This is a genomic window from Bacillus cereus group sp. TH152-1LC (assembly GCF_027710505.1).
Taxonomy (GTDB): domain Bacteria; phylum Bacillota; class Bacilli; order Bacillales; family Bacillaceae_G; genus Bacillus_A; species Bacillus_A mobilis.
The window spans coordinates 451,137-464,934 of the sequence record NZ_JAQFNK010000001.1 but is presented as its reverse complement, the minus strand read 5'-3'; the positions used below and the strand labels follow the sequence as shown (position 1 = coordinate 464,934).

Here is a 13,798-nt window from a genome sequence, read left to right as displayed (position 1 = left end):
TTCCCACTCCTCACATTTTCAATTCAGCATAATGAAACTTGTTTATTCTTCTTTTTCAAGTTTTACGTCTAATCCTAATGACATTAATTCTTTTATCATTACTTTCAATGATTCTGTTTGCCCTTCTTGTTGCATTTCTCTGTCACGAACAATTGATTCATAAAGTTCTGTACGCCCAATTACGTCATCCGATTTAACAGTAAGCATTTCTCTTAACATATAAGCTGCTCCATGTGCCTCTAATGCCCAAACTTCCATTTCTCCAAAACGTTGCCCACCTAATTGAGCTTTTCCTCCAAGAGGTTGTTGCGTTACAAGTGAGTATGGTCCAGTAGAACGGGCATGCATTTTGTCCATTACTTGATGGTTTAATTTCATCATATACATAACGCCTACGGTAACTTCATTTTCGATTTCCTCACCAGTAATACCATCAGTTAATTTAAATTTACCTTTAACAGGCAATCCAGCTTCTGATAATTCATTAACAATATCTTCTTCATTAGCTCCATCAAATACTGGAATCTTGTAAACTCTATTAAGCGCTCTTCCAGCCATTCCTAAATGAGTCTCCATTATTTGACCTATATTCATACGAGATGGAACTCCCAATGGATTGAGGACGATATCTACAGGTGTTCCATCTTCCATATATGGCATATCTTCTTCTGGCACAACTATTGCAATTACACCTTTATTTCCATGTCTTCCAGCCATTTTATCCCCTGGAACCACTTTACGTTTTTCTGCAACAAATACTTTTATTTGTTCTTTGACACCACTAGGTAATTCACAATCTTCTTTAGTAATTCTTACAACATCAATTACAACGCCTTTTTTACCATGCGGTATTTTTAGCGAAGAATCTCTGTAATTTTTACCTTTATCTGCAAAAATAACTCTCAGCAACTTATCTTCTGGTGTGCTATCTTCTTGGCTTTTTGGTGTTACTTTACCTACCAAAACATCATTAGATTTTACATAAGAACCAACTTTGACAATTCCTTCTTCATCTAAAAATCTTCTATTAAACTTCGAAACATTTGGAATATCGACTGTTAATTCTTCTGAACCCGCATTAGTATCTCTAATATCCGTTTTGTATTCTTTAATCATAATTGTTGTAAATGCATCTGCTTTTACAAGTTTTTGATTAATTACGATAGCATCTTCATAGTTGTAACCTCTCCATGTCATAAAGGCTACAAGTAAGTTTTTACCCAATGCCAAGTCCCCATCTTGAGAAGATGTACTATCCACCAAGATATCTCCTTTTTTCACTTTATCACCCACAGTTACTCTTATTTTGTGCGTGAAACTAGTATCAGCATTTGTTCTTTGGTATTTGTGTAAAATGTACTTCTTTTCACCTAATTTGTTGTAATTTACAATTACTTCATTAGATGTCACCTTTACAATTTTCCCATCTTCTTCTGCAACGTATGATGCTCCTGTATTTAAAGAAATAACCTTCTCCATACCTGTTCCCACTATAGGTCTATCCGGATTTATCAGTGGAACAGCTTGTCTTTGCATGTTTGCTCCCATAACTGCTCGGTTTGCATCATCATGAGGTAAGAATGGTACTAAATGAATCCCAACACCCACGATTTGCCCTGGAGAAACATCTACATAATCTACTTGATTTTTATGTATCGCTGGATATTCACCTTTTTTCCTAACCGTTAATTTTTCTTCTTTAAAATTACCATTTTCATCAACGCTATCTGCTTTAGCTATATAAAACTCCTCTACTTTATCAGCAGTCATATAAACCACTTCTTTTGTAGCCTTTGCTAATTTTTTATCTACTTTCAAGTAAGGAGTTTCGATAATTCCATATTCATTTATGCGCGCATATAAAGCTAAGGAAGTAATTAAACCGACATTCGCTCCCTCTGGTGTTTCACTTGGACACATATTTCCATAGTGGCTATAGTGAACATCACGCACTTCGATTCCAGCACGGTCTTTTTGGAAACCACCTGGTCCCAATGCTGAAATTCTTCGTTTATGTCCTAACTCTGCGTAAGGATTTACTTGTTCAACAAATTGAGATAATTGACCAGAACCCAAAAACTCTCTCAATACAGCAACTAGTGGTCTTACGTTGATAAGAGATTGTGGTGTCATTTTTGAGTTTCCGTCTGCCATACCAACATTTAATTTTTCTTTAATATTCTTTTCTACACGGTTCATACCAATTTTAAATTGATTTCTTAAAAGCTCTCCGCATAAACGAACTCTTCTGTTACCTAAATGGTCAATATTATCAAAGTTTGCAATTCCACTATTAGCTGTAATCACATAGTCTATTGCAGAGATAATATCTTCTACACGCAATAACTTTGTATTTCCAGGTTTTGTACCTCTAATCTGAACTTCTTCTCCTTCAGAATTAAATACCCATAGTGTAATTCCATCAAATGTTTCGAAAAATTCTTTGTCGATTATATCTCCCTTTTGATAGCCATTTATATCTCTAGCTAAAACTCTTCCTATTGCTCTTTCTTTTACAGAAAGTTTTTCATTAACTTTGTGTCTACCTACAGACAACAAATCATATTTTCTAGGATTTAAAAGCAGATTTTCAATATGTTTTTGAGCTCTTTCTAACACTCTTGGTTCATCTGGACGTAAAATATGGAAGAAATCCAGTAACGCCTCTTCTTGAGTTTTAGCTTGGTCTTTTTCAAAACTAGCTTTAATAAAAGGATGATGATTAAACATTTCTAAAATTTCTTCTTCAGAATATCCACCTAATGCTTTAATAAGTAATGTTGGTGGTATTTTTTTCTTACTCAAATCAACATACATCCATAAATTATCTTTATTATCAGTATCAAATGATAACCATGCACCTTCATCAGGGATGATTTTAGCCTGATAGTTATACTTACCTCTATTTGTCATCGAACTAGTTACATAAATTCCCGGAGAACGAACTATTTGATTTACAACAATACGTTCAATTCCATTAAAAATAAATGTTGCATTGTCAGACATATAAGGAATTTCTCCAAAAAAGGCTTCAGACTCTATAACTTCTCCCATTTCTTTGTTGATTAATCTAAGCGTCGCTTTTAACACACCACTATATGTCATATTTTTCAGTCTACCTTCAGTTGGAGTTACTTTTGGTTCCTCCAATCTTGAAGAAATGTACTCTAATACAAAATTCCCCGTATTATCTTCAATAGGAAATACTTCTCTAAAAACTTCATCAATCATTTCTTCTCTGAATTTATTAAATGATTTAATCTGATTCTCAATTAAATTCGGAATTGGAATCACTGTATTAACTTTAGCAAAGTTTTTTTCTTGAACTACACCCATACACTCACCTCATTATTATTTCATAGAAAAAAACCAACCCAAATGCCCCGATTAATTAACTCGTCAAGATTCGAATTGGCTTTTTCTGTATTTAATCAAAAATCGGAATAATTAATGGCTTTCTATTTAAATGCTTTTCTAGCACTTCTCCGACCTCTTTGTACAGCTCACGCTTCGACGAATGTTTATTATTTTCATTTTTTTTCATGATTTCCTCTACTACAGAATTAACTTCGCGATAAAGCTGTTTACTGTCATAAGCTGCAATAATACCTTTCAAAATAACACGAGTTTTGTATCTGTGAGGAGTTTTCTGAATTTGAATAAACGCTGCCCCGTGATTAGCTAATCTTCCACGGTCTTTCATAATATTAAATTCAACATCTCCCAAACCAGATTGGTCTACAAAAATAGCACCCGCTTTAACCGGTTTGCTTTTCTTTGCATATTCCTTTGTGAATTCTAAGACATCACCATTTTCACATACAAAACAATTTTCTTTTAAAACTCCTGTTTTATTTGCAAGTTGTGCATGTTTTTTCAACATACGATGTTCTCCATGAACAGGCATGAAAAACTTTGGTTTAAATAAACTTAATATAAGTTTTAATTCTTCCTGATAACCATGACCAGATGTATGAATACTTCCACCTATAACTACATCTATATCTAATTTAGATAATTCATTAATTAGGTGATTTACTGATTTTTCATTCCCAGGTATAGTGTGTGAAGAAAACAATACAATATCACTTTCATTTAAAGTGATTAAAGGATTTTTATTTTCCACCATTCTTCGTAATGCCGATGTTGGTTCCCCTTGTGAACCTGTTGTTATAATCAATAACTCGTTTGGCGAATACTCGTGCATTTGTTTATCTGAAATAAAAGTCTTCTCTTTTGCCTCCAAATAACCCAACTTATGAGCAGCCTTCACGTTATTCTTCATACTTCTACCTATTAATACTATTTTTCTTTTTTCTTTTTCTGCAATTCGAACCATACTTTGGATTCGATACAAGCTAGAAGCAAATGTCGTAGCTATTACTCTACCTTTTGCTTTTGCTATTAATTCATGCAAAGATTTAGCAACCGCATCTTCAGAAGGAGAAAATCCTTCTTTTAAAGAGTTCGTACTATCGGAAAGCAGCAACAAAACTCCTTCTTTTGTAAGCTCTGCAATTTTAGCAAAATCTAGTGTTTTCCCGTCTACAGGAGTATAATCCACCTTGAAATCACTGGTGTGAACAATATTTCCGTGAGGAGTTTTAATTACTAGTCCTACGGAATCTGGGATACTATGATTTGTTTCAAAGAAAGATACATGCAAATTTTGACCTTTTATTTCTGTATCTTTATCAACAATTTTTAGTCTTTTCAATCCATCTTTTTGACCTTTTAATTTATTTCTAATTAACGCTGTTGTTAATTTAGTTGCATAAACATCTACATCAAATTCTTTAAGAAAATATGCAATTCCGCCAATGTGGTCTTCATGACCATGCGTTATAAACAAGCTCTTCACTTTTGCTCTATTTTCTTTTAAATAATCAATATCCGGTACAATTAAATGTACTCCATACATATCAGCAGAAGGAAAAGCCGTCCCTGCATCCACAACTATTATTTCATTTTCATATTCAATAGCTGTCATATTTTTTCCAACTTCATCTAAACCGCCTAGCGGTATAACTTTAACCGTACTTAAATTACTCACTTCTATTTTTCCTCCTTGCTTTTATCAATTAAAAAAGGGGGTTCACCCCTTTAAGCGTATCTATTCTTAAACATTCATTATTATTTTATAAATTCTTCTAAAAAAGTTTTTTCTATTTTTTATTATTGTTTACATAATTTAATAATCCTTTTCTGCCATATCCAATTACTAAAAATAGGAAAATAGATACAAAGAACATCGTAATTTGTGTAGAATTCCAATTTATATAAGTTTCTATGACATATACAAAAAGGAATATTTGGACAAGCGTAAAAATGCCGAATGAAATTATACTATCAAACCATTTAGATGCTACAAAAAGTGCGGCAAAATATAGTAACACAATCAACAAAGAAGTAATTTCTTCATATGGTCGAATTATCATTACAACATAAGTTACAGAAAAAGGCATAAAAATGGTCGCTATCATTCTTTTTATAGTTAATCCCAGTGTATTTCTTTTTTTGTTCGGAACTTCTATAAGAGAATACATATCTTCTTTTTCAATAAATATTAAAGTCACGACAAACATCAGAATAAATACAAACGAAGAAAACTCTCCTGTAAACAAACTTAATAAACCTACTGATGATAACCCTATTTCTATAGGTTTCATAACTCCATAATGAAATACTAACGGATGAAAAATAGTAGCAACATTAATATATAAAAATAGCAACATGACATAAAATAATGTATTTTCTTGTGATACAAAATAAAGCATAAGACTGCTAATATAGGATATTATTGCAAATGACAATGTGCCTCTTGGACTCATATTATAATCCTCCTCCCTTTTCTTTATTGTTTCTATGAAACTCTACTAAAAAATTAATCGTTCTATCGTAATAAATAACATCAGGTTGATTTTCAACCATCCATATTTTTTCTAAAATATCTTTATTGTTTAAGATATTTTTATATCCATGAAAGCCAATAACCCCGTCTCCTAAAGGAACAACATCTTCTCTTTTAGAACCAGCAAATCTGTTTGAATCATTTATATATATCAAAGGAATTTTGTCCCATCCTATATCTGTTTCGATAAATTTTAAAAACACTTCTGCTTCTGCTTTAGTTAAAAACGAGTATCCAAACGAAAACGCCCTTCCAAAATCTAATGCTCCTTTTATCCGTTCATTAAAAGAGATAATTTCTTTCCATCTATACAAATCAGCTGCAAGTTCTGTTCCTCCTCCAGCCATATTTTTAACCAAAATATCTCCGTTCCATGTTGTTTTTTGTAAAATCTCATTTAATTGCATTTTCAAAATTTCAATTGACTCAAATTCAGATAATCCTTTACTATATCCAGCATTTACAACATAATATTTTGCATGGATTTCTTTTGCGAATTCTAGGTCTTTTAAGATTTCTCGAATTGCGATTTCATTAGGTACTGCTAAATTTGAAGACACATCTTTACCTGCAACCTTAAATCCATAAGGTGCTAAAACAATCACATTTGAAATTCTTCTCTCAAATAAAAAGTTATAATAATTTTGTAATTGTCTCTCACTTATATCTGGCATCCTTCCGCCTCTAATGCTTCTCGAAAAGAATTGAAAAACATTACCTCTTGTTTTTATGACATCATTACTCAAACGTTTTAAGTTACCGGCAAACCTTATATGAAAGCCAATTTTCATTCTAGTGGCAAAAAGCCATACACCGCCTTTCATTTTCTTTAAATAAGACAACGTAGTATATTCAAAAATATTTAGAATAATTTTCAAAGTAAAAAAAGAGACGAATATTTAACTATTCGTCCCCGTCTTTTACTTTACAATATTCAACAACTTGATTTCTTCCATGTTCTTTAGCCCAATACAAAGCTTTATCCGAACTCTTAGTTAATTCATGTATGCTTGTGCCGTCTATTCCATAATAAGCTATTCCTAAAGATATTGTTATTGGTTTAACAAAAGGAACCAAGCTAAGCTTTTTACGCAACCTTTCTGCAATTTCAACTGCTTTATCGTTTCCACCTGGAACTAATACACAAAATTCTTCTCCACCTGTTCTTCCAACAACATCCATTTCTCTTAAATAAGTTTGGAGAACTTCCGCTACAATAACGAGAGCTTCATCCCCTTTATCATGACCATATGTATCATTAAAACTTTTAAAATGGTCAATATCCAGCATAATTAATGCCAATTCGTTTCCTCGTTTTGCTTGTCTTAACAAATAATCAAATTGATTTTCAAAATGTCTTCTATTTGCTAATTTCGTTAACGGGTCTGTTAACGCCATTCTTTCCATCTCTATCAACAATTTGGCATGTTTCATACTAAACATAACTTGACCTGTATATGTAGCAATCGTCACATAGTCATCTTCGTTAAAGTTAGATATTATTTTTTGTCCATTCATAACTTCTTCTCTTTTTCCGAATATATCCAAAACACCCCAAAGTTTTTTCTCTAGTTTAATTGGAACCCTTAAATGTTTATTTGTAATTATAGGTTCTTTACCATCTTTAATGGAAATTGTTTTCGATACTTCAAAGCGTTGTTCATCTCCTGATGACTTCAATAATCTATATCTATCCTCATCAAGAACATAAATAGCTGCACATTCTGAATGGAAGAAATTCTTAGGTGCTTCAATCAATTCTTCAATCAATTCATCGATATCAATTTTTTCATTAAGGGATTTGGTTCTAATAAATACATCCATAAGATTTTCATTATCTTTTTCCCTTAATAACAACTCCATTTCTAGCTCCCTATTTTTCTCTTCTCTTTCCAAAGAAGTTATTTGTAATCTCTTTATTTCATTTGATTTCTCTAATTTTTCGTATTCTTTTACTAAGAAAAATAAAAATAGACCAATTGAAAAACCTATTGTAACGTAGTCTTTACCTACGGCATATAGAATTAGCCCCGTAAACATAGCTGGAATTATCAATATATCTATTTTACTTGTTTGACTAACAACAGAAGTTGTTAATGGGAAAATAACCAAACTTACTAACTCTTTTTCTCCCAAAAATAACATTAGTCCAAAAATAATTATTAATTCTGCGTATATAGCTATTTTACCCACTGGTAACAATGCAAGACCAAACACATATAATGCCAAAACTACTAACTTAGTTAAAGTTAAAGTATTCATATTTCCAGCAAAAGCTCCGCTAAATAATTGATTTACAAAGAAAATAACCATTATTAGACGAAAAACTGAAAATACAATCCCATATATTTTTTTCCTTTTTATCTCTTGCTCATTCATGACACACCCCTCCTTTTAAACACTTCATTTATATTTTTGTTTTCTACATTAAAAACGCTTTTTTTCACATTTACATTAACAATTATTTACTTTTAAATCTCACAAAATTAAATATTTGCAAGTCTTTTGCAATAAATCTATGAACAAAACAAAAAAAGATAGTAGGGATTACCCTTACTATCTTTTCTCTCTATAGTTATAGTTATATTTATTTAAATAAAATAACTTCTTTAAACTCTCTTAAGATGTTTATTTGTTGAAAAAATACTACCAAATAACCCAATTGCTAAAGCTAGACCAAACAGAGGTAAAATTAAGCTTTCTTGAACAGTTCCCACTTTTAATAATGACAATGATGACATAGGTAGTTCTTGATTTATGTAGCTAACAAACTCTCCATACAATTTAGCAAATAGATAATATGCTGCTATGCTAGATGTTCCCATCAACAATAATGCCTCTAGAATAAACGGCATTCGAATTGTTAAAGAACTTGAACCAATTAATTGTTTAATACCAATCTCATCTTTACGTTGTTCAATATTCATTCGGATAACCCACATTACTAAAAGAACAGCAAAAATTGAACCTCCGATTGTTACGTAGTAACCTATTTTTTTAACTTTTTCAGTAACAGTTAACATTTTATCAATATATTCCTTGCCATAAAGGACTTTTTCCGAGTAATCCAAACCGTCTATTTTTTTAGCTACGTCTTCAATATTTTCTGCTTTATGTACCTTTACAATAAATTGTGCTGGAAAAATATTTTTTCCATTGAAAATATCTAGAACTTTGGCATCGTTCCCCATCTCTTCAATCATACGATTTTGGGCATCTTCTTTACTAATGAATTTAACTTCGCTAATTCTCTTATCTTCCATCAATTGATTCTTCATTTCATTGTAATTCATATGACCATCGGCTATATCTACCTGAATTTCTAAACGTTGATTTAATTTTGATGAAAAATATTCAGCAGTAGTACCCGACACAAATGATATGGAAAATGCAACTAAACAAACAAGAGACATTAAAAAAGCAACCGAATTCCACCAAAAGTTTCTAATCAAACCTATTGAAGCTTCTTTAACCCATAATAAGAAAACAAACACTCATTTCGCAAGAGAGACATTCTCTCCTACTTCCTCCTCTCAACATATTTTTTTTCTTCCTTTTTCCACCCTATACCCTTTAAAATTTCCAATTTATTTCGTTCAGCTTCGCTCAATGCATGCATATCAACCTCTTCGTCTTCTAACTCTTCTGGTTGAATATCACTGATTAATACACCTTTATCCAATACAATAACTCTTTTTTTCATAGTTTGAACTATTTCTTCACTATGAGTCGTCATAACTATAGTAGTACCCGAATCATTTAATTCTTGGAGGTGTTTCATAATAATCCAGGTGTTTTCAGAGTCTAAATTCCCTGTAGGTTCATCACAGAGTAAAATAATTGGTTTGTTAATAATAGCCCTAGCAATAGCCACTCTTTGTTGCTCTCCACCCGACAATTCTTCTGGTTTTTTTCGATACAGGTGTTCAATTCCCATCATTTTCAAAACTTTTAATGTTTCTTCTTTAACAATGAAAGGGTTAACCCCCAAGCAAGAAAGAGGATAAGATACATTTTCATAGACCGTTTTGTTATTTAATAATTTGTAATCTTGAAAGACTACGCCCATTTTTCTTCTAAGATTTTTTGTTTTAATTTTTCTTAAACTTTTATCAAAAATATCAATGTTACCTTCACTAGGTAATTCATCTTTGTATAACATTTTAAATAGTGTTGATTTTCCAGAACCCGATTTCCCTGTAAGAAACAAGAATTCTCCTTGTCTTATATCAAAGCTAACATTTGTCAATGCAGCAACATCTCTTCCATACCTTTTCGAGACATTTTGTAATGAAATCATACTAACCCTCCTCATTTTCTCAATTATTATCAACAACACCTTCAACATAATTGTTTTCAAAATAAATAGAACAAACCCTTTTCTAACAAAAAAAGCATAGCTTTTTAAGCTATACTTTTTATTTATAAGGAATGTAGGAGGTATCCTTGTTTTTCTATAACAATAATTTGGTTATTTTTTTCAAAAATCCTACTCTATATTTCTATTTTTTTCTTTATTTTGAGAAGCTATATTTAATAACACACCAACAGTTCCTAAAAGCATAATACTCGACGTACCACCATATGATACAAATGGTAACGGCATACCTGTAACAGGGAACATTCCCGTTACTACGGATACATTAATTGCTACTTGGAAGAAGAACATACTCACAATTCCAGTTCCTATTATCATTCCAAAGCAATCTGGAGCTTCTAATGAAATAACTATTCCACGAAGCAAGAACCATACAAAAAGACCAAATATGATTAGTATTCCGATAAATCCCCATTCTTCTCCAATAATTGCGAGAATGAAGTCTGTATGACTCTCTGGTAGCCATGAGAATTTTTGACGACTCATTCCTAACCCAAGTCCATCTAGTCCACCACCAGCCAAAGCTCTCCAACTTTGTATAATATGGAATCCAGAACCTAGCGCATCTTTATATGGGTCTAAGAAACTAAACATACGTTTCATACGAAACGGGAACATTAAAACCGCAAGTAAGGCAAATACACCAATTGCTCCACCGGCAATAGCTACATACTGTTTTTTCAAACCAGAGACAATTAGCATACAAGCTGCACTAAATATCAAGACACCCGAAGCACTCATGTGTTTTTGCATGAATACAATACCTATTATCATAGCGCAATACGCTGCAATAGGAAGAATCCCTTGGAATATGTCGTTTAATACGCCCATTCGTCTTCTTTTGTCAATCATGCTTGCTAGCGTAACTATCAACGTAATCTTTGCTAACTCAGATGGCTGAAAAGTAATACCAAAGATACTTATCCAACGAGCTGCCCCGTTTACACTGACAGATGAAATTCCAAAAACAATCATTAAATTTAGAAGGATGGTTACTATATTCAATAATAAAATATAGCCACGTAAACTCTGATATCTAATCTTTGATATAATCAACATAGCTATAGTTCCTAAGACCAAATAAACAACTTGCCTATCAAAGAAATACATCATATTGTGATATTTTTCTCTTGCCATTATCGAACTAGCACTAAATACAAAGGACGACCCTATTGCCATTAGCGCTATCAATACTATGGACAATTCTAAATCTAATTTCAACTTTTGCCATTTAATTTTTCCAAAAAGCTTCATCTTTTGGAGATTACCTCCTTTAATTGTTCTGTACCTATTTTTTGTTTTAGTTTTTATAAAAACCTTTTCCTAACAAAAAAATAGAAGGGTAAGTCCCTTCTACTCATTAATAACTGCTTGCTTAGCTTTTTCAGAGAAGAGCGATTTCTCTAAACCTTTTTCACTGATAACAACTTTTTCAATGAAATTATGTATTCCTACTAATTCTTTTTTAATTTCTTGATATCTATTATCAATCATCAGACGACGTTCCTTAGCTTCTTCAACAATTGTTAGAGATTCTCCTTGTGCTTCATCAAGCTTTTTCTTAGCTTCATCTAACAATTCTTCTGCACGTTTTCTGCTTTCTGTAAGAATAGTTTTAGCTTCTTTCTTAGCACTTTCTCTTGTTTTTTCCGCATCTTCTTCTGCCATAAGAACCATACGTTTAAATGATTTTTCCATTCTCTCAACTTGTCTTGCTCTTTCAACAAGGTCTTTCTCATATTGTTGAAGTTCTTCTGCTGAGCGACCTTTTAATTCAGAAGTGATTTTTTGCTGAGATTCAAGCAATTCAATCTTTCTATAAGAAAGTTTAATATCTTTTTCTAATTGTTCAACATCATTTGCAAGAGATTGAAGGTAATCCTCAACCTCTTGCTTTCCATAAACTACTGTTGCACCAAGAAGACCTACTTTTATTTCCTTAAATTCTTTTTCTTTTATATTTTCACTTAAACGATTTTGCATACAAACATCCCCCTATGCACTAGTTACGCCCTAGGTTGCGCATGAACGAAGGCATATCTAAACCTTCAAAAATACTATTCATTTCTTTTGTTACAAAATCATTATTTCCCTCATATTGTTCTTCCGCAATCGGTTGTTGAACTGGTTCTCTTTCCATCATTGGAGTTCTTTCCATCATTGGAGCTCTTTCAGCTACAGGTCGACGTTCCATATTGCGGTCTTGTAAAGAATTCACAAGACGAGCATTGTTTGCCATAGGAGCTGCAACTTGCTTATTTAATTCTGGAAATCCAGTGGCAACAACAGTTACATAAACTGTGTCTTCTGGAATCGTCTCATCTAATACAGTTCCAGTAATAATTTCTGCATCCTCAGAAATATATTGAGAAATGATTTCGTTTGCTAAAATGAAATCTTCGTAATCAAGATTTTCATTACCAGTAATATTAAATAGAATACCTTGAGCACCATCAATGCCTTGCTCTAATAACGGGTTTCTCATTGCAGCTTCCGTCGCTTGTCGAATACGGTCTTCACCTGTACCAACACCCATACCCATTAAAGAAGCACCACGAATAGACATGATAGTTTTAACATCAGCAAAGTCTAAGTTGATTAAACCTGGCTTTGTAATTAAATTCGTAATTCCTGTTACAGCTTGAAGCAATACATTGTTTACTTCTTCGAATGCTTTTTTCATATTGAATTTTTTGCCTAAAGCTTGTACATGACCCGTTAAACGGTCATTAGGAATCGTGATAATTGTATCCACATGTTCAGTCAATTCACGTTTTCCTTCCATAGCCTTTTTCATACGAGAACGACCTTCGAATCCAAATGGTAATGTTACCACAGCAACTGTTAGAATTCCTTTTCTTCTAGCTACTTCTGCAACAACTGGAGCAGAACCTGTACCAGAACCACCACCAAGACCTACGGCAACAAATACTAAATCATATCCTTCTAACATTGCTTCGATATCTTCAATACTTTCTTCAGCAGCTTTACGACCAATTTCAGGATTAGCACCAGCACCAAGACCACGAGTTAGTTTAATACCAATTTGTAATTTCTTAGGTGCGATTGATTCTTGAATTGCTTGAATATCAGTATTTACAATAGCAAAGTCCACGCCTTTTACATTTTGAGAAATCATATAATTAATAGCATTGGAACCGCCACCACCAGCGCCCACCACTAACATTTTTGCACCTTTATATGCTTCTAAAATTTCATTAAAGTTCTCCATTATAGTTACCTCCTAAAGTACCTTTTCATTTTCTGATTTCCATTTTTTATATTCGTTGACTGAACATTTATTCTGTACTTGTCAATAAACTATATTTATCGAAGAAATTCAGAAACCCTTTTTATTTTTTTTATTTTTTATTGTTTCTGAATTTATTTTTTTACTTTTATTAAAAACGTCATTTTTTACCTTTAAAATCCAAACCAATCAGCTAAATTATAAAGCTAAAAACTATTAAATTAACATTAAGACGATAGTTTATTTAATTGTATCCACA

At 32.3% G+C, this 13,798-nt stretch carries 10 protein-coding genes; all 10 read right to left on the bottom strand.

What is annotated here, in order from left to right; translation table 11 throughout:
* Positions 1-42 precede the first annotated feature (42 nt).
* Positions 43-3,336 (bottom strand): DNA-directed RNA polymerase subunit beta, encoded by a 3,294-nt coding sequence (gene rpoB / locus PDL00_RS02310; RefSeq protein WP_098007014.1) that lies wholly within the window; start codon positions 3,334-3,336, stop codon positions 43-45.
* Positions 3,337-3,427: 91 nt separating this feature from the next.
* A complete protein-coding gene (locus PDL00_RS02305; protein WP_270725972.1) occupies positions 3,428-5,053 on the bottom strand; it encodes a ribonuclease J in 1,626 nt (541 codons plus the stop codon).
* Positions 5,054-5,165: 112 nt separating this feature from the next.
* Entirely contained in the window at positions 5,166-5,831 is a 666-nt protein-coding gene (locus PDL00_RS02300) for a hypothetical protein (protein ID WP_270725969.1), read from the bottom strand.
* Position 5,832: 1 nt separating this feature from the next.
* The gene (locus tag PDL00_RS02295) at positions 5,833-6,702 is read right to left on the bottom strand and encodes a TIM barrel protein (protein WP_333563528.1); all 870 of its coding nucleotides are present in this window, start codon (positions 6,700-6,702) and stop codon (positions 5,833-5,835) included.
* A 112-nt stretch (positions 6,703-6,814) separates the two neighbouring features.
* Entirely contained in the window at positions 6,815-8,290 is a 1,476-nt protein-coding gene (locus PDL00_RS02290) for a sensor domain-containing diguanylate cyclase (protein WP_270725962.1), read from the bottom strand.
* Between the two features lie 230 nt (positions 8,291-8,520).
* Positions 8,521-9,363 (bottom strand): permease-like cell division protein FtsX, encoded by an 843-nt coding sequence (locus tag PDL00_RS02285; protein ID WP_270725959.1) that lies wholly within the window; start codon positions 9,361-9,363, stop codon positions 8,521-8,523.
* Between the two features lie 68 nt (positions 9,364-9,431).
* A complete protein-coding gene (locus tag PDL00_RS02280; RefSeq protein ID WP_270725956.1) occupies positions 9,432-10,211 on the bottom strand; it encodes a cell division ATP-binding protein FtsE in 780 nt (259 codons plus the stop codon).
* Positions 10,212-10,400: 189 nt separating this feature from the next.
* A complete protein-coding gene (locus PDL00_RS02275) occupies positions 10,401-11,543 on the bottom strand; it encodes an FtsW/RodA/SpoVE family cell cycle protein (protein ID WP_270725953.1) in 1,143 nt (380 codons plus the stop codon).
* A gap of 99 nt (positions 11,544-11,642) precedes the next feature.
* The gene (locus PDL00_RS02270) at positions 11,643-12,272 is read right to left on the bottom strand and encodes a DivIVA domain-containing protein (protein ID WP_098007483.1); all 630 of its coding nucleotides are present in this window, start codon (positions 12,270-12,272) and stop codon (positions 11,643-11,645) included.
* A 19-nt stretch (positions 12,273-12,291) separates the two neighbouring features.
* On the bottom strand, positions 12,292-13,521 hold the full coding sequence (gene ftsZ, locus PDL00_RS02265; protein ID WP_270725949.1) for a cell division protein FtsZ: 1,230 nt from the start codon (positions 13,519-13,521) through the stop codon (positions 12,292-12,294).
* Positions 13,522-13,798: the final 277 nt, after the last annotated feature.

What these genes read in the sequence shown, in the direction of transcription:
- rpoB (WP_098007014.1), bottom strand. Translation starts at nt 3,336, where the DNA reads ATGGGTGTAGTTCAAGAAAAAAACTTTGCTAAAGTTAATACAGTGATT.
- ftsZ (WP_270725949.1), bottom strand. Translation starts at nt 13,521, where the DNA reads ATGGAGAACTTTAATGAAATTTTAGAAGCATATAAAGGTGCAAAAATG.
- PDL00_RS02290 (WP_270725962.1), bottom strand. Translation starts at nt 8,290, where the DNA reads ATGAATGAGCAAGAGATAAAAAGGAAAAAAATATATGGGATTGTATTT.
- PDL00_RS02280 (WP_270725956.1), bottom strand. Translation starts at nt 10,211, where the DNA reads ATGATTTCATTACAAAATGTCTCGAAAAGGTATGGAAGAGATGTTGCT.
- PDL00_RS02275 (WP_270725953.1), bottom strand. Translation starts at nt 11,543, where the DNA reads ATGAAGCTTTTTGGAAAAATTAAATGGCAAAAGTTGAAATTAGATTTA.
- PDL00_RS02300 (WP_270725969.1), bottom strand. Translation starts at nt 5,831, where the DNA reads ATGAGTCCAAGAGGCACATTGTCATTTGCAATAATATCCTATATTAGC.
- PDL00_RS02295 (WP_333563528.1), bottom strand. Translation starts at nt 6,702, where the DNA reads ATGAAAATTGGCTTTCATATAAGGTTTGCCGGTAACTTAAAACGTTTG.
- PDL00_RS02270 (WP_098007483.1), bottom strand. Translation starts at nt 12,272, where the DNA reads ATGCAAAATCGTTTAAGTGAAAATATAAAAGAAAAAGAATTTAAGGAA.